Origin of the sequence: Rhizobium leguminosarum (assembly GCF_019798305.1) — a bacterium.
Classification (GTDB): domain Bacteria; phylum Pseudomonadota; class Alphaproteobacteria; order Rhizobiales; family Rhizobiaceae; genus Rhizobium; species Rhizobium leguminosarum_U.
In genome coordinates this window covers 1-25,492 of sequence record NZ_JAAXDD010000013.1, presented here as the reverse complement: position 1 = coordinate 25,492, position 25,492 = coordinate 1, and the positions used below count along the sequence as shown (strand labels likewise).

Here is a 25,492-nt window from a genome sequence, read left to right as displayed (position 1 = left end):
ATCAGCGCCGGAACTGGGCTGCGGGATGAGCGGCGGGCAATCTGCCGTTCCCGCCGCCGAAAAGTTTCTGCCGCAACGGTCCTGCAGCATAGTCCGCCTTGAAGACGCCGCGCTCCTGCAGCACCGGCACCACCAGCTCGACGAAATCGCGCAGGCTTTCCGGCGCCACGGTCCGCGCCAGGTTGAAGCCGTCGATGCCACCCTCTTCGATCCACGTTGTGAGATGATCGGCGATCTGCTCGGGCGAGCCGACCATCGGCTTCATCCGGCTGCCGAGCACCATCTGATCGATAATGTCACGCAGCGTTACTGGCTTCGTCGTCTGTTTCGTAATGGCCGCGAGGGCCGACTGATTGGCGTTGGTCGAGCTCTGGTCGATGACGTCGTCCAATCCATACTTCGAAAAGTCGATACCGACGGAGGCGGAGTAATGCGCAAGCGAAGCCTCGACGCTCGCATGGCGGCGGTACTCCTCCAGCTTGTCCCGTGCTTCCTTCTCCGTCCGCCCGACAACAACAGTGATCAGGCTCAGGATCTTCAATGCGTCGGCGCCGCGGCCGAATTCCTCCGCCTTCGCCCGCAGCGCATCGATGGTCGGCCTGGCCGCCTTGGGATTCGGGCCGGCGATGAAGACGCATTCGGCGTGGCGGGCGGCAAAGTCCTGCCCGCGTGCCGAGGCGCCGGCCTGAAAGAGCAGGGGCGTGCGCTGCGGAGAGGGCTCGGAGAGATGGATGCCCTCCATTCGATAATATTTGCCGTCGTGACGAACAGTGCGCACTTTGGAGGGGTCGGCATAGGTGCCGCCTGTCTTGTCGCGCAGTACCGCATCGTCGTCCCAGCTCCCTTCCCAGAGCTTGTAGAGGATCTCGAGATATTCCTCGGCCGCATCGTAGCGCGCATCATGTTCGGGCAGCTTGTCGAAGCCCATACTGCGGGCGGCACTGTCGAGATAGCCGGTGACGATGTTCCAGCCGATCCGTCCCTTGGTCAGGTGGTCGAGCGTCGACATGCGCCGCGCCAGCAGGAAGGGTGGCTCGTAGGTGGTGTTGACGGTCACGCCGAAACCCAGATGTTTCGTAACATAGGCCATCGCCGAAATCGGGATCAGCGGATCATTGACAGGAAACTGCGCCGCCGTTTCGATCACCGGTGCCGGACTGCCCTTGTAGACATCATAGACACCGACGATATCGGCCAGGAAGATGCCGTCCAGCTTGCCGCGTTCGGCGGTCTTGGCAAACTCTGTCCAGTAGTCGAGATCGGTATAGTGCGCTGAGCGGTCGCGCGGATGCGTCCACAGGCCGTGGTTGATATGCCCGACACAGTTCATGTCGAAGGCATAGATCTGCATGGTCTTCATGAGGCGGGTCCCAAAGCCGGCAATAGAAATCAAGGATTTGCCGCGTTAATTATCCTGGAGCATGATGCCGAAAAGTGTGAGCGGTTTAAGGACGACACCATGCTCTAACTATATAATCTAGAACAGGATTCATATTTTAGGCCGGCTCGGCCTAAAATTATCCTGTTCGGCTCTATCGCACGAGGAGCCGGTGAAATGGTAGGGTGGGATGAAAAAAGCCGGAGGAACCGCATGACGAAGAAGACGCTGTCGGATTGGGCGGAGCTTGCGCAAAAGGAACTGCGCACCTCGCCCGAAACGCTGACCTGGCAGACGCCGGAAGGCATTGCCGTCAAGCCGCTCTATACGGCCGAGGATCTCGACGGCGCCGGGCACCTTGGTTCGCTTCCCGGCTTTGCCCCCTTCACCCGCGGCCCGCGGGCGACGATGTATGCCGGCCGGCCTTGGACGATCCGCCAATATGCCGGCTTCTCGACGGCAGAGGAATCGAACGCCTTCTATCGCCGCAATCTGGCGGCCGGCCAGAAGGGCCTGTCGGTCGCCTTCGATCTTGCCACCCACCGCGGTTATGACAGCGATCATCCGCGCGTCGAGGGTGATGTCGGCAAGGCGGGTGTGGCAATCGACAGCGTCGAGGACATGAAGATCCTGTTCGACGGCATTCCGCTTGGCGAAATGTCGGTGTCGATGACCATGAACGGTGCCGTCATCCCGATCCTTGCCTCCTTCATCGTGGCCGGCGAGGAGCAGGGCGTTCCACGGGCCGAGCTCTCGGGGACCATTCAGAACGACATCCTCAAGGAGTTCATGGTCCGCAACACCTATATCTATCCGCCCGAACCATCGATGCGGATCGTTGCCGATATCATCGACTATACCGCCCGCGAGATGCCGAAGTTCAACTCCATCTCGATCTCCGGCTACCACATGCAGGAAGCCGGCGCGACGCTGGTGCAGGAACTGGCCTTCACGCTGGCCGACGGCCGCGAATATGTCCGCGCCGCCATTGCCAAAGGCCTGAGCGTCGACGAGTTCGCCGGCCGCCTGTCCTTCTTCTTCGCCATCGGCATGAACTTCTTCATGGAAGCCGCCAAGCTGCGCGCCGCCCGCCTGCTCTGGACGCGGATCATGGAAGGGTTTCACCCGAAGAAACAATCCTCGCTGATGCTGCGCACCCATTGCCAGACCTCCGGCGTCTCCTTGCAGGAGCAGGACCCTTACAACAACATCATACGCACGGCCTTCGAGGCGATGTCGGCAGTGCTGGGCGGTACGCAGTCGCTGCACACCAATTCCTTCGACGAGGCGATCGCGCTGCCGACGGAATTCTCCTCACGCATTGCCCGCAATACGCAGCTGATCCTGAGCCACGAAACCGGCGTGACAAAAGTGGTCGATCCCCTGGCGGGCTCCTACTATGTCGAAAGCCTGACGGCCGAGCTTGCCGACAAGGCCTGGGCCTTGATGGAGGAGGTCGAGGCACTGGGCGGCATGACCAAGGCCGTGGCCGATGGCCTGCCGAAACGGCTGATCGAGGAAGCGGCCGCGCGCCGCCAGGCGGCGGTCGACAAGGGTGAAGAGGTCATCGTCGGTGTCAACCGCTACCGGCTCGACAACGAGCAGCCGATCGACATTCTGGAGATCGACAACAGCGCGGTGCGCAAAGCGCAGATCAGACGTATCGAGGAAACCAAGCGCCGCCGCGATGGCGGAGCCGTGCGCGAGGCGCTGGCGGCCCTGGTAGAGATCGCACAGAGCGGCAAGGGCAACCTGCTGGAAGCCGCCATCGCGGCGGCCCGCGCCCGCGCCACGGTTGGCGAAATATCGGACGCCATGCGCGCTGCCTTCGGCGATCATGCCGCGACCCCTGAAGTCATCAAGGGCGTCTACGGCGAGGCGTATGAAAACGAGCCGGAACTCGCTGTGCTCAAGACCCGCATGACTGAGGTGACGGAAGCCATGGGGCACCGGCCGAAGATCATGGTCGCCAAGCTCGGTCAGGACGGACACGACCGAGGCGCCAAGGTGATCGCCTCGGCCTTCGGCGACATCGGCTTCGATGTACTCGCCGGTCCCCTCTTCCAGACACCGGCGGAAGCTGCCGACGTCGCACTCAGCGAAAAGGTCAACGTCGTCGGCGTCTCGTCGCTGGCGGCCGGTCACAGGACGCTGCTACCGCAACTGATCGACAGGCTGAGGGAACAGGGCGGTGGCGATATCATCGTCGTCTGCGGCGGCGTCATCCCGCGTCAGGACTATGAATTCCTGCACGAACACGGCGTTGCAGCCGTATTCGGTCCTGGGACAAATGTTCTCGAGGCGGCAAACTCCGTCCTCGATCTGCTGCAGGGCAGGCGGCGAAACCAGTAGCTGAAGCATTTCCAGGAAAAGTGCGACGCGGTTTTCCGCCCGGAAATGCGCAAAATCAAAGAATTAGAGCAGCCCGCGCTTTGCGAGGTTGCTCATCAGCGCCGAAATACCGAAGGTCCAAGGCGGGCATTCGGTGGAAAGGCGCACGGTGTTGACGAGCGCGCCGAGGCCTGCCGAGGAAATCTCGACGACATCGCCGATCTTGTGGGTGAAGCCTTGCTTCGGCGCGTCGCGGTCCTGCGTCGGCGCAAACAACGTGCCGAGGAAAAGCATGAAACCATCAGGATACTGATGATGGGCGCCGACCGTCTGTTTGACGAGATCGGTCGGGTCGCGGCTGATCTTTGACATCGAACTCTTGCCGTGCAGCACGAAACCGTCCTGGCCGGTGACTTTCAGGTCGAGTTCGGCCTTGCGTACGTCATCCAGGCTGTAATCGGCATCGAACAGGCGGATGAAAGGACCGATCGAGCAGGAGGCGTTGTTATCCTTGGCCTTGCCGAGCAGCAGTGCCGAGCGGCCTTCGACGTCGCGCAGGTTGACGTCGTTGCCGAGTGCCGCCCCCTTGATCTCGCCGCGGCTGTTGACCGCGAGCACGATTTCCGGCTCTGGGTTGTTCCAGGTCGAGATCGGATGCAGGCCGACATCCGCACCCCAGCCGACGGAGGAAAGCACCGGCGACTTGGTGAAGACTTCGGCATCCGGCCCGATGCCGACCTCGAGATATTGCGACCACATGCCCTCGTCGATCAGCGCCTGCTTGACCTTGGCAGCCTCCGGCGAGCCCGCCTTGAGATTGGTGAGGCTGCCGCCGATCAGCGTGCTAACACGCTCGCGGATCGTGGCGGCGCGTTCCGGATTGCCGGCCGCCTTCTCCTCGATGACGCGCTCGATCATCGACTGCGCAAAGGTAACGCCGCAGGCCTTGACTGCCTGCAAGTCGACGGGCGCTAGGAGATAAGGGCGCGTTTGATCCGGAGTTCCGGTACTGTTGGCGACGATACCCGCCAGCGAGCCAACCGCCTTGCCGCTTGCCGCACGGACGAAGGCGGCAGCATCTTGCCGCTCGAGCAGGGCGCTCAGCGTCGGCGCTTCGCGCGACGTGATGTCGACCAGCACCCCCTCCCGAAGCGTCACGATACTTGGCCCAGCAACCTCGGGATTCCAGGCGCGGCCGACAAAAAGACCATCCGAAGCGGCGAAATCGAGCAGAGGTTGAGACATGGTGATCTTCCGTCACAGGCGAGCGGGGAGCGCTCTTCAAAACATTGCGGGGTGTTGCCGCCCTCCAGCCCGGCGGCAACCGAAATCGATCACATTCACGGAGACGGGGCAAGATGCGTCGGGGAAAAAGACTTTCGCCTGATCGGATCGGGCGGCTGGCTTCCTCGGGAATCCAATTGCAAAAGCCCACAAAATAACTATTTAGATACAAAATAATTGTTTGATTTCAAATATTTAAGTATAGGCCGTGGCGATTTTTCCCTCCATCTCGCCTTGACAGAAGCCGGCTTTCGTTATCTGTTTTGCCCGACATGGAGGAGGCTGGCACCGGCCGGCCGAACGAAAATCCCAGGAGGATATTGCAGCAATGTTGAGATTTGCCGTCGTCGGAATCGACCATGGGCACACGTTCGATCACGTGAAGGGATTGCTGGCCGCAGGCGGCGAATTCGTCGGCTATTGCCCGCAGACCTCGGTGCCGGCACTGCGCGAGGCCTTTGAGAAGACCTATCCTGACGCGCCGCAGATCGACCGGGAAAAGCTGTTCGACGATCCGTCGATCGACGTCATCTGCATCTCGGCGATCCCGCGCGATCGCGCCGGTCTCGCCATCCGTGCGATGAAGGCAGGCAAGGACGTGATGACCGACAAGCCTGGGGTGACGACCTTCGCCCAGCTCGAGGAGGTCAGGCGCACCGTTGCCGAGAGCGGCAAGATCTTTTCGATCTGCTTTTCCGAGCGCCACTGCGTGCGCTCCGCCGTCAAGGCCGGCAAGCTCGTCGCCGAAGGCGCGATCGGCAAGGTGATCCAGACGCTTGGCGTCGGTCCACACCGGCTGCAACTGCCGACCCGGCCGGACTGGTTCTTCGATCCCGAAGCCTTCGGCGGCATCATCGTCGATATCGCTTCACACCAGGTCGACCAGTTCCTGTTCTATACCGGCTCGACCACAGGCGAGGTCATCGCAAGCTCGATCGGCAATTTCGGCATGCCCGACAAGCCCGCCTTCGAGGATTTCGGCGAGGTGCTTCTGCGTTCTGACAAGGCGGCGGGTTATGTCCGTGTCGACTGGTTCACGCCGGAGGCGCTGCCGACCTGGGGCGACGGGCGCCTGACCATCCTCGGCACCGAAGGCTACATCGAACTGCGCAAATATATCGACATTGCCGGCCGGCCGGGCAAGGATCATCTCTTCCTGGTCAACGGCAAGGAAATGACCCATATCGATTGCAGCGGCGAAAAGCTTGACTATTTCGACGCGTTCACCGCTGACGTCGGCAACCGCACGCAGACGGCGATGACGCAGGATCACGTTTTTGAAGTCTGCCGTCTTTCGCTGGAAGCCCAGACGAAAGCCGCGCGCATCGGCGCCCGCTGAGGAGGATATCATGACCAGGAAATTGCGCGTCGGCGTCATCGGCGCAGGCATCGCTGCGCGGCATCTGGCCGGCTTTGGCTGGAACAAGGAGCTTTTCGAAGTTCCCGTGCTCTGCTCGCTCGACGAGGAGCGCGGCAGGGCGCTGTGCGAGGAGTACGGCATTGGCGAATACACGCAGGAGGCGGATGCGCTGTTTGCCCGCGACGATCTCGACATCATCGACATTTCGACGCCGCCGAGCTCGCATTTCGACCTTTGCCGCAAGGGCATCGAATCCGGAAAGCACGTCATCTGCGAGAAGCCGCTCTTCGGCTCGATTGCCGAGGTCGACGAGATGGGGCGCATCCTCGATCGTTACCCCGGCAGGAAGCTGATGCCGATCTTCCAGTACCGCTACGGTTCCGGTCTGCAGAAGCTGAAGCTGCTGATCGAACGCGGCCTGGCCGGCAAGCCGTTCCTGACGACGATCGAAACCCATTGGTGGCGCGGCCCGGATTATTATGCCGTGCCGTGGCGCGGCAAATGGGCGAGTGAGCTCGGCGGCGGCCTTCTCGGCCACGCCATCCACGCTCATGACATGCTGAACTATGTGCATGGCCCCTGCGCCGAGGTGTTTTCCTATGGGGCGACGCTGGTCAATCCGATTGAGGTCGAGGATACGGCAGCCCTTTCGGTGAAGATGCAGAACGGCTCGCTGGCGACGCTGTCGATGACGCTGGGCTCGCGCAAGGAGATCTCGCGGCTGCGCTTCTGCTTCAATGACCTCGTCGCCGAAAGCATCATCGAACCCTATACGATGGGCCGTGATCCGTGGACGTTCGTCGCCGGGACAGAGGAACACCAGGCGCGGATCGACGAAGTGCTCGCCGCCTATGTGCCTGGCGAGGATGGCTACACCCGTCAGTTCGAGCTCTTCCACAAGGCGATCGTCGAGGACACCGACCCACCGGTGACATTGCAGGATGCCCGCAATTCGCTGGAACTGGTAACGGCCGCCTATTCCTCGCAGCGAACCGGACAACCGACGCCGATGCCGATCGCCGCCGATCATCCGCTCTATCGTTCCTGGCTTCCGGCAGGGGAATGGCGTGCTGCGGCCACCGTCTGAACCGGGAAGGGCGCTCCGATGCTGAAATCCTTCGAGCATGTCGGCATGACGGTCAGCGACATGGACCGCACCGTCGATTTCTACTGTGGCCTGCTCGGCCTCAGCCTCGTGCTGCGCAAGACGATGGCGAATGGCATGCAGGTCGCGTTCCTCGATGCAGGCGGCGGCATGCTGGAGGTCTTTGCGCCGCCCGGCGGCGCGTCGAGGGCGGTCGACGTGCCTGACGATACGGCCGGCGTCCGGCACCTCACCTTCCATTTCGACAATGTCGAAGAGACCTTCGCCCGCCTTGAACAGGCGGGCGTCGAGACCAAGGAGCGGCCGCGCTTCGCCGTCCACTCCGAGATGCTGAACAAGATCGCCTTCGTTCGCGATCCAGACGGCATTATCGTCGAGCTTGCCGAACGCTCTCAGAACCGCAAGGGCTGACACAGGTGCTGCCGATCGCTTCGCTGCGGGCGGTCAGACCGTCCCGCAGCAGATCGATCAGGCGCCGGATGAGCTTTGCTGCCATGGAAAGCTCCCCTCAGCTCGCCAGCTTGGCGCTGATATAGTTGCGCCAGCCGCCAAGTGCGGTGATTTCCTCGGCACCTTTCACCGCATGGGCCTCGCAGACGAAACCGGAGACGCTGGAACCGTCTTCGAGCGCCAGCTTACCGATGCCGAGGGGTGCCGGAATCTTCTGGACGAACCTGCCGAAAGCATCGGCCGGCAGTGCCCAGACCTCGACCTCCAGCCCCTGACCCTTATGGCCGGGTTCGCGCAGCAGCCCCGGTTTCGGTGGCGTGGTATTGGGCAAGACGAAGAGGCGATAATCCCCGGCCGTGCGGCAGGTCTTGACCAGACGCCCGCCCGAGCCTGCCAGTTCGTGATTGAGCGGCATGCCGGTCAGATGCGCACCGACGACCGCGATTTCGATGAAACCGTCATCGCCAGGCACGACACGGCTCGCTTCCGGTATTGCCGCCTGCCGGTCGATGCCCATGCCGGAACCTGCTGCACGGTGCAGCGCATCGGCAAGCGGCGCCAGAGCATCGTCGGTGAAGGCAGGCGCAATCACCGTCACCCCGCCCGGCAGGCCACCTTTTCCGAAGCCGGCCGGAACGGCGATCGCCGCGCAATCGAGCAGGTTGACGAAATTGGTGTAGCGACCGAGGCGGCCGTTGAGCACGACGGGATTGGCCAGCATGTCGGCGACGGTGTAGGTGGTCGGTGCGGTCGGCAGCAGAAGCACGTCGGCCTTTTCCCATTCGGCCTCGGTCTTGCGGCGCAGTTCCTCCAGTCGGTATCGGCCGTTGAAGGCCTCGACCGCGGTCTTGCCTTTGGCGCCCTCGATAATCCCTCTGACGGTTGGATCGAAATCGGCGGCGTTGGTGGCGAGGAAGGTCTCCACCGCCGCCAGACGTTCGGCAACCCACGGCCCGTCATAGAGCAGGGCGGCAGCCTCTCGGAATGGCGCGTAATCGAACGGCACGATGGTCGCTCCGAGCGCTTTGGCACGTTCGATGGCCTGGTCGTAGAGCGCCTCCACCTCCCTGTCGCCAAAGAACTCCCGCTCAGCGTCGGTGAGGACGCCGATGCGCAAGCCCGACACAGGCAGGTTCGCCGGCTTGGCGCGACGCGAGAAAGGATCGGCGGCATCGAAGCCTTCGGCGACCTTGCGGATCGCAACACCGTCAGAGACGGTCGCGGCAAAGATGGTGATGCAGTCGACGCTCTTGCAGGCCGGAACCGCGCCGGTGTTCGCCAAAAGGCCCGGCGTCGGCTTGATGCCGACCAGATTGTTGAAGGCAGCCGGAACGCGGCCGGAGCCCGCCGTATCGGTGCCGAGCGCAAAGGCCGCAAGGCCGGAGGCCACCGTGACCGCCGATCCGGAACTCGAACCGCCTGAGATATAGGCCGCATCGAAGACCGATCGCGGCGCGCCATAGGGCGAGCGCGTGCCGTTCAGGCCGGTCGCGAACTGGTCGAGATTGGTCTTGCCGATGATGATGGCGCCGGCCGCCTTCAAGCGGGCAACGACGGTGGAGTCCGCCTCCGGCCGATACTCATAGGCCGGGCAGGCGGCAGTCGTCGGCAGGCCGGCGGCATCGATATTGTCTTTCACGGCAAAGGGAACGCCCCAGAGCGGCAGGCTGTTTGCCTCGGGCGCACGTGCCATCAGCGCTTTCGCGGCAGCACGCAGTTCCTCATCCGGCACCGGGGTGATGAAGATTGCCGGATCTTTCGAGGCGGCGCGGCGGGAGATCACCTCTTCGATGGCATCGAGCGGTGTCAGGCCGGATTGATAGGCGGCGCGAAGGCTTGAGAGATCGAGGATGGTCGGCAGCATGTCAGCATTCCTCCAGAACGACGATGATATCGCCGGCTTTGACGTTTCTTCCCGGCCCGGCGCGCAGATCGCGGACGCGCCCTGCCGCATGGGCGGTGACGTTGATTTCCATTTTCATCGATTCGATGATGGCGAGTGTATCGCCGGCCGCAACCGAAGCACCCGGCTCGACCAGCAATTTCCAGATATTGCCGGGCACGGCGCTGGCAACACCGAAGCAGCCATCGGGAATATCCCCATCCGGACTTTCGCCCGTGCCTTCGTCGGTGACGAAACTGTCGAGCCCGGCTTCCTTCCAGCGCTGGCGTTCGGCATCGAAGGCGGCCTGCTGCGTTGCCTTGAATCGGCCGATCGACGCCGAATTCGCCTGCAATTCCTTCTCGTAGGCGGCATAGGAGAATTCCGTCTCCTCGATCCTGATCGGATAGCCACCATGCGGGAAGGCGGCGCGCGCCTCCGTCAATTCCTGATTGCTGACCGGGAAGAAACGGATCTGGTCGAAGAAGTTCAGCAGCCAAGGTTTTCCCTTAGCAAAGGCCGGCGTCTCCCGCCATGTGTTCCAGACTTGGATGGTGCGGCCGAAGAGCTGGTAGCCGCCCGGTCCTTCCATGCCGTAGATGCACATATAGGCGCCGCCGATGCCGACGGCATTTTCCGGCGTCCAGGTGCGGGCGGGATTATACTTCGTCGTCACGAGGCGATGGCGCGGATCAGTCGGGGTCGCAACCGGCGCGCCGAGATAGACATCGCCGAGACCGAGCACCAGGTAGCTGGCATCAAAGACGATATCGCGGACGGCCTGCTCGTCGGGAAGACCGTTGATGCGGCGGATGAACTCGATATTCGACGGGCACCAGGGCGCATTCGGGCGCACGAGCTCCTGATACTTGCGCATGGCAAGTTCCGCATCCGGATCGTTCCAGGAGAGCGGCAGATGCACGATGCGGCTCGGCACCGTGACCTCCTGGGCTGCCGGAAGGGTCGCCTCGATCTCGGAGAGCAACCCGAGCAGGCGCCGGCGCGTCAGCTGCGCGCCGTCATAATGGATCTGCAGCGAGCGGATACCGGGGGTGAGGTCGACAACGCCGGGGAGGCGGGCCTCGATGACCGCCTGCATCAGCAGGTGCACCCGCAGCCGCAGCGCGATATCGAGCGTCATCGGCCCATATTCGACGAGCAGATTGTCGTCGCCCTGGCGGCGATAAACGACAGAAACCGGGCCATCCTCGCTGATGCCGAGGATCGGCGAACCTGTTTCTTCCGAGGGCCGCCGCACCGCCGGGCCGGCGATCGGGTCTTCCGGCCGCGCCACCGCATGAAAACGGATACGGTCGCCGGGCTTGAACTGGCCCATCTTCCACTGCTCGTCGCGGGCAATCACCGCCGGGCAAACGAAGCCGCCAAGGCTCGGGCCGTCAGGGCCGAGAATAATCGGCATGTCGCCGGTAAAATCGATCGCCCCGATCGCATAGGCATTATCGTGCAGGTTGGAGGGGTGCAGCCCCGCCTCACCGCCGTCGCTACGTGCCCATTGCGGGGCGGGGCCGATGAGGCGGACCCCGGTGCGGGCGCTGTTGAAATGCACCTCGTAAGCCGTCGAAAACAGCGTCTCGATATCGCTATCCTCGAAGAAATCGGGCGCTCCGTGCGGGCCATAGACGACGCCGACATCCCATTCGCGCGTCAAGGCGGCCGCCTCCGTCGCGGGTCTCACCGGTTCGGCCGGTACTTGGCTAGCAAAATGCAGCACATGCCCTGTCTTCAGGGTGCCGGTGGCGTTGCCGCCGAATTGGCCAAGGCCGAAGGTCGCGCGCGAGCCGAGCACAACGGGAGCCGCAAAACCACCGGCGACGGCGAGATAGGCGCGTTGTCCCGGTCCTTCGATCGAACCGATCGACAGAACCTGACCCGCCCGGATTGTCACCTGGGCGTCATGCGGCAATTTTATGCCGTCGCATGTCATTGGCATCCGCGCGCCGGCAAGCGCGATCGTCTGGTCGGCATAAAACCGCAATGTCGGACCGGAAACGGTCAACTCCAGCGCAGCCGTCACATCGTCATTGCCGACCAGCCGGTTGGCATGGCGGAAGGAGCGTTCGTCCATCGGACCACTCGGCGGCACACCGACATGCCAGAGGCCGAGCCGGCCCGGCAGTTCCTGGATGCTTGACTGCGCGCCGGGCGCAAGAACCTCGACGACATCGGGAACGAAGGCGAAGTCGCGTAGCGCCGTCGTCTTAACCTTGGCGCTGGCAAGCAATTCGGAAGCGGCGATCGCCCTGAGATAATCGAGATTGGTCTCGATGCCCGATATCGATGTTTCGGCGAGTGCTACCTTCAGCTTTTCGATCGCCGCCGGACGATCTTCCGCCGCCACGATCAGCTTGGCGAGCATCGGGTCATAGAAGGGCGTGACCTCGGTACCCGTCTCGACCCAGCCGTCGACGCGGGCGCTTTCCGGAAAAATGACTTCGGTCAAAAGGCCGGCACTCGGGCGGAAATCGGCATGCGGCATCTCAGCATAGATCCGCATCTCGATCGCCGCACCCCTCGGCGTCAGGGCCTTAGCACCCGAGAGCACGTCTTCGCCTGCCGCCTGCCGGATCATCCATTCGACGAGGTCGATGCCGAAGACGGCTTCCGTGACAGGATGTTCGACCTGCAGGCGGGTATTGACCTCGAGGAAATAGAATTCCTCGCGCTGGGGATCATAGATGAATTCGACAGTGCCGGCCGATTCATAGGAGACCGAGCTTCCCAAATCGACCGCCGCCTTGTGCAGGCGCGCCCTTGTCTCCGCAGAAAGGCCGGGCGCAGGCGTTTCCTCGACGACCTTCTGGTTCCGCCGCTGCAGCGAGCAGTCGCGTTCGCCGAGCGCAATCACTCCGCCCTTGCCGTCGCCGAAGATCTGCACCTCGACATGGCGCGCTTCGGCAACGAAACGCTCGATGTAGACGCGCGCATCGCCGAAGCTGGCGCGCGCGGTCCGCTGCACGCTTTCGAAGGAAGCCTTGAGGCCGGCGGCATCGGCGCAGAGCTGCATGCCGATGCCGCCGCCGCCGGCCGTGCTTTTCAACATGACGGGATAACCGACGGTCTCAGCAGCCGAAAGCGCCTCGTCGACGCTCTGCAAGAGATCGGTGCCGGGCAGCAGCGGCACGCCGCTCACTTTCGCCAATTCTCGTGCCGTATGCTTCAAGCCGAAGGCCGACAGATGTTCTGGGCGCGGGCCGATGAAGGCGATGCCTTCAGCGGCGAGCCGCTCGGCAAAGCCGATATTCTCCGAGAGGAAGCCGTAGCCTGGGTGCACGGCCTCAGCGCCCGTCGCCTTGCAGGCAGCGATGACGGCATCGACGTCAAGATAGCTTTCGGCAGCAGGCGCCGGGCCGAGGCGGACGGCTTCATCAGCGGTCAGCGCCGGCTTCGAGAACCGGTCGGCATCGGAATAGACGGCAACCGAGGCAATGCCCATCCGCTTCAATGTGCGGATGACGCGGACGGCGATTTCGCCGCGATTGGCGATAAGGACTTTGGTGAACATTGATCAGTCCTCGCCGTCCCAGATCAGCACCCGGATCGGCGTCGGATCGAAACCGTTGCAGGGATTGTTGATCTGCGGGCAATTGGAGATGACGCAGAGCACGTCCATCTCCGCCACCAGTTCGACATAGTCGCCAGGCGCGGAAATGCCGTCGACGATGGTCATCTCGCCGTTCGGCTTGATCGGCACGTTCATGAAGAAATTGATGTTCGGCACGATGTCGCGCTTGCTCATGCCGTGTTTTGTCACCTCGATCACGAAATTGTCGCGGCAGGCATGCAGGTATTTGGTGCCGTGGCCAAAGCGCACCGTGTTGCTCTCGCAGGAGCAGGCGCCGGCTGATGTATCGTGGCGGCCGCAGCTGTCGGCCGTCATGACAAGCATGACGTTGCCTTCGTTCGAGATGATCTTCGTGCCGGTGCCGATATAGGCGCCACCTTGTGCCCGCATCGTATCCTGGTTGGAATAACGTTCGGCAAAATCATCGGCGCGATAAAACAGCGTATCGATCGCCTGTTGGCCGTAGCTGTCCTCGATGCGGATGGTCTGACCCTTGCGCACGATGCCGGACCACGGCGCTTCGGCCGGGATGAAATGTTCCTGCACGGCGTTTTCGAGGCTGCGCGAAGCTGAAGTCTTGATGAAATCGGTCATCGTCATCCTCCTCAGGCCAGCATCGAGGCGTTGTTCTCGAAACCGCGAAGGGCTTCGGCGGTTGCCGTGCGCGACAGATCGTCGACTGCGGGTGCGGGCGCGCGAAAGCGCGTGACGATCACCGGCTTCGGCGCATAGACCGGATCGGGATCGAGTGGATGCGGGCAATTGGAAAGGCCGACGATCATGTCCATTTCAGCGCGCAGCTCGGCATAATCGCCGCTGTTGGAGAGTTTGCCGCGCCAGTGGAAGCCACCGTCGTCGTCGACGCGGACGGGGGCGAAGAGATTGAGAATCGAAGGGATGTCGCGCCTGGTGAAACCAAGCTTGCCGGCGACGAGCACGAGATTGTCGCGGGTGTTACGGGTCTTGACGCCGGGATATTTTGCGACGTTCGAAGCTGCGGTCGAGCCGCCCATCAGGCAGTCGTGGGCGCCGGAACTATCCTCGATCAGCGAAAACATCACTCGACCCATGTCTGAGAAGATGACTCGGCCCTTGCCGAGAGCGGTCGTCCACTGCACCTTGACCGTATCGACGAGATTGAGCCGTTCGCTGGTATCAGTGGCGTTCCAGGCAACGAGCGCCACGGTCGATCCGCCTTCGCCCTGGTCAATGCGGAGCGCCTCGCCGCGCTTCAGCGCGGTTGACCAGTACCAGCCGCCGGGGATGGTCTCCTGATGGATGATCGCGGTGGCATCGATTGCGGGGGCGGGCAGGGGGCTCGGCGCCGGCAGGGCCTTCGGCGCAAATTCCAGCCCCTTCTTCTGATGTTCCTCATAACGCTGCCGGTTGGCGGCGATCTCTTCGGGCGAACGTCTGACATGCATCATGGTTTTTCTCCTGACGGACTGGAAGCCGGGTCGTCCCGGCGAAGGCCCAGAGAAATGACCGGGCCGTCCCGGTCGGGGCTGAAGACGGTGGGCGCGCCGGCAAGCCTGGGCGGCCAGATGGAAATGTCCTTGGTGATCGTCGCGCCGTAGCGTTCCTTTTCCTCCGGGCGGTCACGCTTGCGCTCGAAGGCGACGACCCGCGTCGCCAGCGTAAAGGCCTCGCGCATGTCGTGCGTCACCATGACGACGGTCATCTGCGTTTCGTGCCAGAGGCGCTTCATCAATGTGTGGATTTCGGTGCGGATGCCGGGGTCAAGCGCGCCGAAGGGCTCATCGAGCAGCAGCACCTTCGGTTTCATGATCAGCGCCTGCGCCAGCGCCAGGCGTTGCTGCATGCCGCCGGATAGTTGCGCCGGATATTTGCCCTCGGCGCCGGAAAGGCCGACCTCGCCGATCAGTCGCCGGGCTTCGTCGATGGCATTGCGACGGGCAGCGCCGAAAAGCTTGGCCTTATAGCGAGACGCTGAGAGTTCCCGCCCAAGCAGCACATTGCCGAGCACGGTCAGATGCGGGAAGACCGAGTAGCGCTGGAAGACGACGCCGCGATCCGGCCCTGGCTCCTGCGGCAGAGCTTCGCCGTCCAGCAAGATGGTCCCTCGCGTTGGCCGCTCCTGGCCGAGCAGCATGCGCAGGAACGTCGACTTGCCGCAGCCGGACGGGCCGACAAGGGCGACGAATGCGCGCGCGGCGACAGTCAGCGACACATCTTCGAGTACGATCTGGTCACCATACTCTTTCCAGACCCTTTCGATCACCAGTTCGCTCATGCCTGCTTCTCCAGTTCCGACCAGGGGAAGACGGCGATGCGGATGCGATCGAGGATATAATTCATGACCACGGCGAGCAGCGTGATCCAGACGACATAGGGAAAGATGACGTCCATCGAGAGATAGCGGCGGACGAGGAAGATGCGGTAGCCGAGACCGGAATCCGACGAAATCGCTTCGGCGGCGATCAGGAACAGCCAGGCTGGACCGAGTTGAAGCCTGAGGCAGGTGATCAGCCGCGGCAGGATCTGCGGCAGCACGACGCGAAGGCCGATCTGCCAGGAGGACCCGCCGAGCGTTTCAGCCTTGACGATCTGTTCGCGTGGCAGTTCCAGCGCCTTTAGCGCAAGGTCGCGGATCATTGTCGGCGCAACGCCGATGACGATGAGCGCGATCTTCGAGGCTTCGCCAAGCCCCATGGCGATGAAGAGGATCGGCAGCAGCGCCAGCGGCGGCACCATTGAGATAACGGCGACGAAAGGGGAGAGCAGCGCCCGGAGATAGGGCAGCATGCCGATCAGCATGCCGATGACGAGCGCGGTGATCGTGGAGATGCTAAGGCCGGCAAACAGGCGGACCAGGCTCGCGCCGGTATCGGACCAAAGCAGGTATTCGCCGGTGCGCGGATCGGCAACAAAGGCCATACGGTCGATCGCATCGGCAAAACCGGCAAGACCGGGCAGCAGCTTGTCATTGGCATTTTCCGCCAATCGTGCCGCCGAGCCGAAAGTGTAGGCAACGATCAGCAGCACGAAGGGCAGCAGCGTCAGGGCAAGTTGCGCACCCCGGCTCGGCCTTGTGTTGATCCAGCGCATGAGGAAAGCTCCGCTGATGAAGGTCAGGCGGCGCGGTCAATGCCGCGCCGCGGCTTTTACATCGCTCAGAGCGAACCGTCGGCGGCGGCCTTCATGTAGGTCTCGGTGAAGCGCAGCTTGACGTTGCCGGTGTCGCCGAGGATCTTGCCGTCCGGCATTTCAATGCCGATGACATCGGCCGACGGCGCGCCATTGCCGAGCAGGCCCTTCTCGAACAGGAAGTTGCGGACAAGATCCATTGTCTTCGGCAGGCTGCCCGAGGCAGTGAAGGCAACGGCATCGGCCGGCTTAGCAAACAGCTTGGTGGCGGCAAGCTGGGATTCGAAGCCCTTGAGATCGGTGCCCGATGCCTGGCCCATCGCCTCGCGTGCGGCCTTGCCGTCGGCACTGTCGGCAGTCAGTAGTGCTGCGGTTTCATACCAGATGCCGGCGAGCGCCTTGCCGAAATTCGGATTGTCCTTCAGCACGCCTGAATTGGCGACCATCAGGTCGATGATCTCGCCCGGCACCTGCGAGCTGTCGAAGACCTTCTTGGCCGTGGGATCCTCGAGGATGGTCGAGACCAGCGGGTTCCAGGTGACGACCGCGGTCACGTCAGCCGTCTTGTAAGCGGCGACCATGTCGGCGTCGGAGGTGTTGACCACTTTCACGTCGCGCTCGGTCAGCTTGATGCTTTCGAGTGCGCGGGCGAGCAGGTAGTGCGAGACGGAAAATTCGACGAGATTGACGTTCTGTCCCTTGATGTCGGCAAGGCTCGCTTTGTCCTTGAGGATGACGGCATCATTGCCGTTCGAGAAGTCGCCGACAATCACGGCTGTGGTATCGACGCCGCCGGCAGCCGGGATCGACAGGCCGTCCATGTTGGTGAGGGTCACGGCGTCGAAGGCGCCTGCGGTATACTGGTTCATCGATTCGACGTAGTCGTTGAACTGGGTCACCTCGATCTTGATGCCGTATTTGTCGGCCCATTTCTTGACGATGCCGTGATCGGCGGCGTAACCCCAGGGCATCCAGCCGACATAGATCGACCAGGCAACCTTGAAGTCAGTTTTCTGTTCGGCCTTCGCGATGGAGCCGAGTCCCAGCGCCAGGGACGCCGTCAGTGCGGTAATCGATAGAATCTTCGAAAAAGTCTGCATTGAAATTCCCCTTTTGCTTTTCTTCAAAAGGGATCGGCAATGACCATCGTGCCGCCAATCCCTTGGCTTACGAGGTCTCCCGGGCTTTTGTCCCGCCGTGCACCCGGCGGGATGTCTCCCCTGCCGGTGGTAGCTCTCGGACCAGCCACGCCTTGCGACGCCGGAACCCTAGCCACCAACTCTGCAACTATCGAAGCAAAGTGTGTGCCAAATTATAAATCATTGATTTTATTGAGGGTGCGATGGCGCCAATTCCCTGGCAAATGCAATAGTGCATGCACTTGCACAGAAAATGTGCGTATTCTGCCGCCACCTTAGGCGTTGGTTCTTTTTTGCTCAGTGAAAAACAAGTCGCAGGCAGACGCACAGAACGCCGAATTGCGGCTGGCCCTGAGCTAGTTCCGGAAAGCGCCGGCCGGGACCGTCGTCACCAGCCGGATATCGCGGCGGAAGTCCGACGGCGACATGCCGGCGATGTGGCGGAAGGATTTGTTGAAGGCGCTGATCGAGCCGAAGCCGCTGTCCATCGCCACCTGCAGCACGTTGGCGCCCTCGCTCATCAGCATCGCCTGAGCGCGCGACAGCCGCAGCAGTGTCACATATTTGCTGAGCGTCATACCGGTCGATCGCTTGAACAGGTTCATCGCATATTTCGGATGCAGGTCGGCGGCGCGGGCGATGTCGACCGAATCGATGTCGTGCAGGAAATTGGCGGCGATGAAATCGCACATGCGCGCGACGCTGCGCGAGGAATGAGGATATGGGTGATCGCCGTCGAGATTGATGGCCGCCTGCGATGTCATCGAATAGGGTTCGAGCGCGATCCGCTCGATGCGCAGCAGCAGTTCGTCGACGGCGTGCTGGGCCTTGGCGGGATCGCCTGAGTTGGCATAGCGGAACCAGCGGGTGAAGTTCTCCCTGTCGGCGGCATCCGTTGCCGAGGTCAGCAGCGTCTCGCCCTTCATCAGCCGGCTGGAAACGTTGATCGGCAGGCGCAGCCGGAAGAAATAGACGAGCGGCAGATGGGCGCCGGCATAGAGCGAATCATCCGAGGATTCGTCCATCTGATGCGGCTGACCACCCCAAAAGAGGCACATTTCGCCGGCGTTCAGCCGGAATTCGTGGTCGCTCATCCGGTAGTGCACGGTGCCGCGCATCACGTAGTTGACCTCGACCTGCGCATGCCAGTGCGGCATGGCCATGACAGGTGGATGGGCATGAAACATCTGCAGCGCTGTCGGCAAACCCTCGATGCTGCTCGCGCCGGGCTGATAGATTGCACGTGTGCCGACCTTACTTTCCGCCAAATTCATGTTCCCTTTTTAGGAGACACCCGCTCCCTTACAGATAGTCTAACCGCGTTCGTGAAAGATCGGCAATTGAAAAGGGAGGATTTTCAATGCGCTTCAAACTTCTCGCTGCGACCGCAGCTGTAGCATTGCTTGCTTCCGGCTCCGCATTCGCGCAGTCGGCTAATCTCACCATCTGGAGCTGGAATGTCGCTGCATCGGCATTGAAGTCCACGCTTCCAGGCTTCAACAAGCAGTTTCCCGATATCAAGATCACCGTCGAGGACCTCGGCAACAGCCAGGTCTTCGACAAGACGCTCGCAGCGTGTGCTGCCGGCGGAGACGGCTTGCCTGACATCGTCAGCATCGAGAATTTCGAGGCTGAAATCTTCTGGAGCCGTTTCCCGGATTGCTTCGCCAATCTGAAGGAGCTCGGCTACACGGCCGATATCCAGGCGAAATTCCCTGATTTCAAGCGCACCGAGCTTGAAGTCGGCGATGTCGCCTATGCCATGCCGTGGGATTCCGGTCCTGTCGCCGTCTTCTACCGCCGCGATCTCTACGAAAAGGCCGGCGTCGATCCGAGCACGATCAGCACCTGGGACGATTTCATCGCTGCCGGCAAAAAGATTTCCGCCGCCAATCCCGGCGTCGTCATGGCGCAGGCCGACTTCAACGGCGACAGCGAATGGTTTCGCATGATCGCCAACGAACAGGGCTGCGGCTACTACTCGACCGACGGCCAGAATATCACCATCAACCAGCCGGCCTGCGTCGCCTCGCTGCAAAAGGTGAAGGAGATGAAGGATGCCGGGACGCTGACGTCGGCCAACTGGGACGAAAAGATCCAGGCCAATACCGCCGGCAAGGCCGCAAGCCAGCTGTATGGCGGCTGGTATGAGGGCACCGTGCGCTCGACCTCTCCCGATCTCAAGGGCAAGTGGGGCGTCTATAGAATGCCGAGCCTGACGGCCGATGGCCCGCATGCGGCCAATCTCGGCGGTTCGTCGCTCGCCATTTCGGCGACATCCGCAAACAAGGAAGCCGCCTGGAAATTCGTCAACTACGCCCTCGGCACGGATGAGGGCCAGATCACCATGCTGAAGGAATTCGGTCTGGTCCCGTCGCTGCTTTCGGCTGAGAAGGATCCCTTCGTCAATGAGCCGCAGCCCTATTGGGGCGGCCAGAAGGTCTGGGCCGATATCCTGGCGACACTGCCGAAGATCGTGCCGAGCCGCGGCACCGCCTTCCAAAGTGATGCCGAAGCCATCTTCAAGGCAACGCAGACGAAGTTCTTCTCCGGCGGCTATCCCGATGCGAAGGCGGCTCTCGACGATGCCGCCAAGCAGATCGCTTCGGCGACCGGCCTTCCGATCGCGCAATGAATGACGATGCCGGGCGCTTCAGGCGCCCGGCTTTCCCCCGGTTTGCAAAGCGGCCGGTCATTCGTTCGTGAGGAGGAGGCTTGATGCCGTTCAGAACCCGGAGCGCCTATGCGTTCCTCGCCCCCTATCTGCTGGTCTTTGCCACCTTCTGGGTCTGGCCGATCATCAATTCGTTCCTGATTTCGTTTCAGAACACGCGAATCAATCCGTGGAAATTCAGTTTCCAGGCCAATTGGGGCCGGCTCTTCTATGACCCGGCTTTCTACAATGCTCTCTACAATACGCTGATCATCCTGTTGATCCAGGTGCCTGTGATGATCGCGCTTGCGACGGTCATGGCCGTAATGCTCAATTCGCCGCTGCTAAAAGCGCGGCCGCTCTTCCGCTTCGCCTTCTTTGCGCCTGTCGTCGTCGGCGAGGTCGCCTATGCTGCCGTCTTCCGGCTGATGTTCAGCCTCGATTTCGGGATCATCAACAAGCTGATCTCGGCCGTCGGTCTCAGCCCGGTCTCCTGGTTCGACAACGCGAACGCCGCCATGGCGTTGATCATCCTTGCCGTCACATGGCGCTGGGCGGGCTACAACGCCATCATCATCCTCGCCGGTCTGCAATCGATTCCCGACGATGTCTACGAGGCAGCGACACTCGACCGGGTGAGCAAGATCCAGCAATTCTTTCATATCACCCTGCCGCTTCTGAAACCGATCATCCTCTTTTGCGTGGTTCTTTCGGTGATCGGCACCATGCAGTTGTTCACCGAGCCCTTCCTGATCACCAATCGTGGCGGTCCCGGCGGCGGCACCGAGACCCTCGGCCTGCTGCTTTATCGCCAGGGCTTCACCTCGCTGAACTTCGGCTATGCCTCGGCGATCGCCTATACGATGGCTGCCCTTGCCGTGGCGATCTCGCTTCTCAATCTCTGGGTCGGGAGGGATCCGAAATGAAATCCAAATCGCAATCCCTTCTGCTGCGCCAGATCGCGTTGCATGCCGCACTGGCTCCGCTCGCGATCATCTGGCTGTTTCCGCTCTGGATGATGTTCGTCTTCTCGACCATGCCCGACAACGGCATCTTCAGCCCTGACATCGTGCTCTGGCCATCGACCAATTTCGTCGAGAATTTCAAGAACCTGCAGGCCGATACCGATTTCATCGGCGCCATGGTGATCTCCGTCGGCGTCGCGCTCATCTATACGGTCCTGTCGGTACTGCTGACCTCGATGGCGGGCTGGGCGCTGGCGCGTTACCGTTTCGTCGGCCGTTCCATCGTTATCGCCATCATCCTCGGCACGATCACGCTGCCGTTTTCGGTGGTCGTCATCCCGCAATTCATCATGGTGGCACGCGAATTCAAGCTGGCAAACACCTGGGTGGCGCTGATCGTACCGCCGTTGTTCAATTCGCTCGGCGTGCTGTTCATGCGGCAATCTTTCTCGATGATGCCGGGCGAGCTCTTTGATGCGGCCCGGGTCGAAGGCGTCAAGGAATGGCAGATCTTCCTGCGCATCGCCCTGCCGCTGGCACGCCCGACTATGGCGGCACTGGCGATCATCCTCTTCCTCGCCTCGTGGAACAACTATCTCTGGCCGCTGCTGATCAATTCCAAACCGGGAATGATGACGGCGCCGGTGGCGCTCGGAACGCTGATCGGCCTCACCAAGGTGTCATGGGGCGGCATCATGGCCGGCGCGGTGCTGCTGACGGCGCCGATCCTCGTCGTCTTCGTGGCTCTCCAGCGCCATTTCATCGCCGGCATCGCGGCCGGCGCAATCAAATAATCGAACAATAGGGAGGCCGCATGGCAGAGCTTTCACTCAGCAACATTGTCAAGCGCTTCGGCGGCTTTGAGATCATCCACGGCGCCAATCTGGAGGTGAAGGACGGCGAATTCGTCGTCTTCGTCGGCCCCTCCGGCTGCGGCAAGTCCACGCTGCTCAGGATGATCGCCGGCCTCGAGGATATCACCTCAGGCGAGCTTCAGATCGGCGGCAGGGTCGTCAACGACGTCGAGCCGGCCGATCGCGGCATCGCCATGGTGTTCCAGTCCTATGCACTCTATCCGCATCTGACGGTCGAGGAGAATTTGAGCTTCGGCCTGCGCATGAACGGCAATCCGAAAGCCGATACCGAGCGGCGCGTGCGCCATGTCGCCGAGATCCTGCAGATCACCGAGTTGATGAAGCGGCGGCCGAAGCAGCTATCCGGCGGCCAGCGCCAGCGCGTCGCCATTGGCCGCGCCATCGTCCGCGAACCCCAGGTCTTCCTGTTCGACGAACCTTTGTCGAACCTCGATGCGGAGTTGCGCGTGCAGATGCGCGTCGAAATATCAAGACTGCACAAGCAGCTCGGCACGACGATGATCTACGTCACCCACGACCAGACGGAAGCGATGACGCTCGCCGACAGGATCGTCGTGCTGCGCGCCGGCAATATCGAACAGATCGGCGCGCCGCTCGACCTTTACGACGACCCCGCAAACCAGTTCGTCGCCGGTTTCGTAGGCTCGCCGAAGATGAATTTCCTGAAGGCCGTGGTGGTTGAGACGCAGCCGGGCCGGGCGGTGATCGGGCTGGAAAGTGATCCCAATACGCGCCTGTCGCTGCCCGTCGCCGATCCTGTCGCTGCCGGCGCCAAGGTGACGCTCGGCATCCGTCCCGAACATTTCGTCGATGCGGGCATGGGCGATGCCGACCTCACCGTCACCATCGACGTCGCCGAACACCTCGGCAATACCAGTTACATCTACGCCACCATTGGTCCCGAGCAACTGATCATCGAGCGGCCGGAATCGCGCGTCGCCGGCAATCGCGAAACGCTGACAGTCGGCCTTCCCGCCAACCGCACATTCCTTTTCGACGGCGCCGGTAAACGGCTTCGCTGAACCAAATCCCAGGACAGAAAGACGAAAGAGGATTTTCCATGACTTCAGATCAACCGATCCGCTGGGGCATCATCGGCCCCGGCACCATCGCCCGCACCTTTGCAGACGGCGTCGCCCATTCACGCACCGGCAGACTGGTGGCGATTGCTACCCGCAATCCGGCAAAGCCGGGCCTTGCCGAAAGCTTCCCCGGCGCCCGCATCGTCAATGGCTACGAGGCGCTGATTTCCGACCCCGAGGTTGATGCTGTCTATATCTCCGTGCCCCATACCGGCCACGCCGAATGGGCGATCAAGGCTGCACGCGCCGGCAAGCACATCCTGGTGGAAAAGCCGATCGCGCTGTCGGCCTATGATGCCGAAGCGGTTTATTACGAGGCGAAAAAAGCCGGCGTCTTTGCCGGGGAAGCCTTCATGTATCGCGTGCATCCGCAGACAGAGAAGCTGGTCGAACTCGTCAAAAGCGGCGTCATTGGCACCGTTCGCATCATCCGCTCAAGCTTCGGCTTCAACATGGGCAGCTACAAGCCGGAACACCGGCTTTTCGCCAACGATACCGCCGGCGGCGGCATTCTCGATGTCGGCGGTTATCCGGTCTCGATGGCCAGGCTGATTGCCGGCGCTGCAGAGGGCAAGGCCTTCCTCGAACCGGAGAAGGTCTCGGGCGTCGCCCATCTCGGCCAGAGCGGCGTCGATGAATGGGCATCTGCCGTGCTCAAGTTCCCGAACGAGATCATCGCCGAAGTCTCCTGCTCGATCATGGCGCAGCAGGACAATGTGCTGCGCATCATCGGCTCGGAAGGCCGGATCGAGGTCCAGGACTTCTGGTTTGCCTCCGGCCACAAGGGTGGCGTCGGCAAGATCGAGATCTTCAAGGGCGGCAGCCGAGAAACCGTCGAACTCAGGGAGGATCGCTGGCTCTATTCCTTCGAGGCGGACGCGGCCGGCGATGCCATCCGCGCCGGCAAGACCGAATTCAGCTCTCCCGGCATGAGCTGGGCAGATTCGATCGGAAACCTGCGTGTACTCGACCAGTGGCGTGCCTCGGTCGGCCTCGAATACGGCGTGGAAAAAGCCGGCAAACGCACGACAAACATTGCCGGCGGCGCGATCGCGCGCGGCAACAGCGTTCCGCAGCGTCAAATTCCCGGCATTTCCAAGCCGGCCTCGGTCGTGACGCTCGGCTTCGAGTTCTTCCCGAACTTCGCCGCCGCCTCGCTGACGCTCGACGCCTTCTACGAGGCCGGCGGCAACGCCTTCGACACGGCCTATGTCTATGGCGGCGGCAAGACGGAAGCGATCTTCGGCGACTGGCACACGAGCCGCAAGGTGCCGCGCGAGGAGATCGTGCTGATCGGCAAGGGCGCGCATTCGCCGCTTTGCTATCCCGATATGATCGCAAAGCAGCTCGACCAGTCGCTTTCGAGGCTGAAGACCGACTATGTTGACATCTATTTCATGCATCGTGACAATACCGACGTGCCCGTCGGCGAGTTCGTCGATGCCATGGATGCCGAGGTCAAGCGTGGACGCATCCGCGGCATATTCGGTGGCTCGAACTGGACGCGGGCGCGCTTCGACGAGGCGATCGCCTATGCCGAAAAGACCGGCAAGACGGCGCCAGCAGCACTTTCCAACAACTTCTCGCTTGCCGAGATGCTCGATCCGATCTGGGCCGGCTGCGTTGCCGCTTCCGATGACGACTGGAAAAAGTGGCTGAACGAGAAGCAGATCCCGAACTTTGCCTGGTCGAGCCAGGGCCGCGGCTTCTTTACCGACCGCGCCGGCCGCGACAAGCGAGATGACGAGGAGATCGTCCGGGTCTGGTATTCCGAGCGCAACTTCGGACGCCGCGACCGTGCCATCGAGCTTGCCAACAAACTCGGCCGCAATCCGATCCACATCGCGCTCGCCTATGTGATCGCCCAGCCTTTCCCGGTCATTCCGCTGATCGGGCCGCGCACCGTCGCCGAACTGGAAGACAGCCTCTCGGCGCTCGACATCAAGCTGACACCCGATCAGGTGAGGTGGCTGGAAGGCTGAAGCAACAGGAAAGGGCGCGGTTTGAACCGCGCCCTTTGTTTTTCTACTTGCGCGGCTCGGAAGCTTTCTTCCTGGCCGCGTCGTCCATTAGAGCGGGATTGTTTTAGGTCTGTTCATATCCGGCTTCCCTGAAGTAGTTTTGGCACTCTTTCGGCGAGACGGTTTGAAGGGTGGCTGCCAGCGCGTCATCGACAGCCTGTCGGGTTCGGGCCTGCGCCTTACGCAGCTCGTGCTTGATCTTGGCAAAGAGCTTTTCGATCGGATTGAGATCGGGAGAGTATTGCGGCAGGAAGAACAATCGGGCGCCGGCCTTGC

20 protein-coding genes and 1 riboswitch are annotated in these 25,492 nt (G+C 62.0%); of the genes, 9 read left to right on the top strand and 11 right to left on the bottom strand.

Annotated features, from left to right (window positions below):
• Position 1 precedes the first annotated feature (1 nt).
• Entirely contained in the window at positions 2-1,360 is a 1,359-nt protein-coding gene (locus HFO99_RS22560) for an LLM class flavin-dependent oxidoreductase (RefSeq protein WP_222363723.1), read from the bottom strand.
• 231 nt (positions 1,361-1,591) lie between these two features.
• Between HFO99_RS22560 and scpA the strand changes: the two genes are divergently transcribed.
• Positions 1,592-3,730 carry a methylmalonyl-CoA mutase gene (gene scpA, locus HFO99_RS22555; protein ID WP_168325072.1) on the top strand — a complete coding sequence of 713 codons (2,139 nt, stop codon included), beginning with the start codon at positions 1,592-1,594 and terminating at the stop codon, positions 3,728-3,730.
• A gap of 63 nt (positions 3,731-3,793) precedes the next feature.
• Here the strand turns inward: scpA and HFO99_RS22550 are convergent, their stop codons facing one another.
• The gene (locus HFO99_RS22550) at positions 3,794-4,954 is read right to left on the bottom strand and encodes a fumarylacetoacetate hydrolase family protein (protein ID WP_222363721.1); all 1,161 of its coding nucleotides are present in this window, start codon (positions 4,952-4,954) and stop codon (positions 3,794-3,796) included.
• A gap of 367 nt (positions 4,955-5,321) precedes the next feature.
• On the opposite strand from HFO99_RS22550, the gene HFO99_RS22545 reads away from it, so the two are divergent.
• The 3 genes from HFO99_RS22545 to HFO99_RS22535 are packed head-to-tail and all read left to right on the top strand — an operon-like array spanning position 5,322 to position 7,869.
• Positions 5,322-6,332, top strand: coding sequence for a Gfo/Idh/MocA family protein (locus HFO99_RS22545; protein WP_222363719.1), 1,011 nt, complete (start codon positions 5,322-5,324; stop codon positions 6,330-6,332).
• A 10-nt stretch (positions 6,333-6,342) separates the two neighbouring features.
• On the top strand, positions 6,343-7,440 hold the full coding sequence (locus tag HFO99_RS22540) for a Gfo/Idh/MocA family protein (protein ID WP_222363717.1): 1,098 nt from the start codon (positions 6,343-6,345) through the stop codon (positions 7,438-7,440).
• An 18-nt stretch (positions 7,441-7,458) separates the two neighbouring features.
• Positions 7,459-7,869 (top strand): VOC family protein, encoded by a 411-nt coding sequence (locus HFO99_RS22535; RefSeq protein WP_222363715.1) that lies wholly within the window; start codon positions 7,459-7,461, stop codon positions 7,867-7,869.
• A 97-nt stretch (positions 7,870-7,966) separates the two neighbouring features.
• Here HFO99_RS22535 and atzF read toward each other — a convergent pair whose 3' ends face one another.
• The 8 genes from atzF to HFO99_RS22495 all read right to left on the bottom strand — a co-directional run bounded on the left by atzF (position 7,967) and on the right by HFO99_RS22495 (position 18,894).
• On the bottom strand, positions 7,967-9,772 hold the full coding sequence (atzF, locus tag HFO99_RS22530) for an allophanate hydrolase (protein ID WP_222363713.1): 1,806 nt from the start codon (positions 9,770-9,772) through the stop codon (positions 7,967-7,969).
• Between the two features lies 1 nt (position 9,773).
• Entirely contained in the window at positions 9,774-13,313 is a 3,540-nt protein-coding gene (gene uca, locus HFO99_RS22525; protein WP_222363711.1) for an urea carboxylase, read from the bottom strand.
• A gap of 3 nt (positions 13,314-13,316) precedes the next feature.
• Positions 13,317-13,967, bottom strand: coding sequence for an urea amidolyase associated protein UAAP2 (locus HFO99_RS22520; protein WP_018516560.1), 651 nt, complete (start codon positions 13,965-13,967; stop codon positions 13,317-13,319).
• An 11-nt stretch (positions 13,968-13,978) separates the two neighbouring features.
• Positions 13,979-14,800 carry an urea amidolyase associated protein UAAP1 gene (locus HFO99_RS22515; RefSeq protein WP_128401103.1) on the bottom strand — a complete coding sequence of 274 codons (822 nt, stop codon included), beginning with the start codon at positions 14,798-14,800 and terminating at the stop codon, positions 13,979-13,981.
• Positions 14,797-15,627, bottom strand: coding sequence for an ABC transporter ATP-binding protein (locus tag HFO99_RS22510; RefSeq protein WP_128401104.1), 831 nt, complete (start codon positions 15,625-15,627; stop codon positions 14,797-14,799). Before HFO99_RS22510 ends, HFO99_RS22515 begins: the two co-directional genes overlap by 4 nt.
• Positions 15,624-16,442 (bottom strand): ABC transporter permease, encoded by an 819-nt coding sequence (locus HFO99_RS22505; protein WP_128401105.1) that lies wholly within the window; start codon positions 16,440-16,442, stop codon positions 15,624-15,626. The genes HFO99_RS22510 and HFO99_RS22505 overlap by 4 nt, the downstream gene beginning before the upstream one ends.
• A 65-nt stretch (positions 16,443-16,507) precedes the next feature.
• A complete protein-coding gene (locus HFO99_RS22500; protein WP_128401106.1) occupies positions 16,508-17,581 on the bottom strand; it encodes a putative urea ABC transporter substrate-binding protein in 1,074 nt (357 codons plus the stop codon).
• Positions 17,582-17,655: 74 nt separating this feature from the next.
• A riboswitch (guanidine-I (ykkC/yxkD leader) is annotated at positions 17,656-17,764 on the bottom strand.
• Between the two features lie 212 nt (positions 17,765-17,976).
• Positions 17,977-18,894: a helix-turn-helix domain-containing protein gene (locus HFO99_RS22495; RefSeq protein WP_128401107.1), complete on the bottom strand. Its 918-nt coding sequence runs from the start codon at positions 18,892-18,894 to the stop codon at positions 17,977-17,979.
• Positions 18,895-18,980: 86 nt separating this feature from the next.
• On the opposite strand from HFO99_RS22495, the gene HFO99_RS22490 reads away from it, so the two are divergent.
• The 5 genes from HFO99_RS22490 to HFO99_RS22470 all read left to right on the top strand — a co-directional run bounded on the left by HFO99_RS22490 (position 18,981) and on the right by HFO99_RS22470 (position 25,177).
• Entirely contained in the window at positions 18,981-20,255 is a 1,275-nt protein-coding gene (locus HFO99_RS22490; RefSeq protein ID WP_128401108.1) for an extracellular solute-binding protein, read from the top strand.
• Positions 20,256-20,338: 83 nt separating this feature from the next.
• Positions 20,339-21,199, top strand: coding sequence for a carbohydrate ABC transporter permease (locus tag HFO99_RS22485; protein WP_017992298.1), 861 nt, complete (start codon positions 20,339-20,341; stop codon positions 21,197-21,199).
• On the top strand, positions 21,196-22,032 hold the full coding sequence (locus HFO99_RS22480; RefSeq protein WP_063476083.1) for a carbohydrate ABC transporter permease: 837 nt from the start codon (positions 21,196-21,198) through the stop codon (positions 22,030-22,032). Before HFO99_RS22485 ends, HFO99_RS22480 begins: the two co-directional genes overlap by 4 nt.
• A gap of 20 nt (positions 22,033-22,052) precedes the next feature.
• A complete protein-coding gene (locus tag HFO99_RS22475) occupies positions 22,053-23,135 on the top strand; it encodes an ABC transporter ATP-binding protein (protein ID WP_128401109.1) in 1,083 nt (360 codons plus the stop codon).
• Between the two features lie 38 nt (positions 23,136-23,173).
• Positions 23,174-25,177 carry an aldo/keto reductase gene (locus HFO99_RS22470; protein WP_222363709.1) on the top strand — a complete coding sequence of 668 codons (2,004 nt, stop codon included), beginning with the start codon at positions 23,174-23,176 and terminating at the stop codon, positions 25,175-25,177.
• A 103-nt stretch (positions 25,178-25,280) separates the two neighbouring features.
• Here the strand turns inward: HFO99_RS22470 and HFO99_RS22465 are convergent.
• Positions 25,281-25,492: transposase (locus HFO99_RS22465; RefSeq protein WP_222358238.1), on the bottom strand; the 212-nt coding region annotated here is incomplete at its 5' end.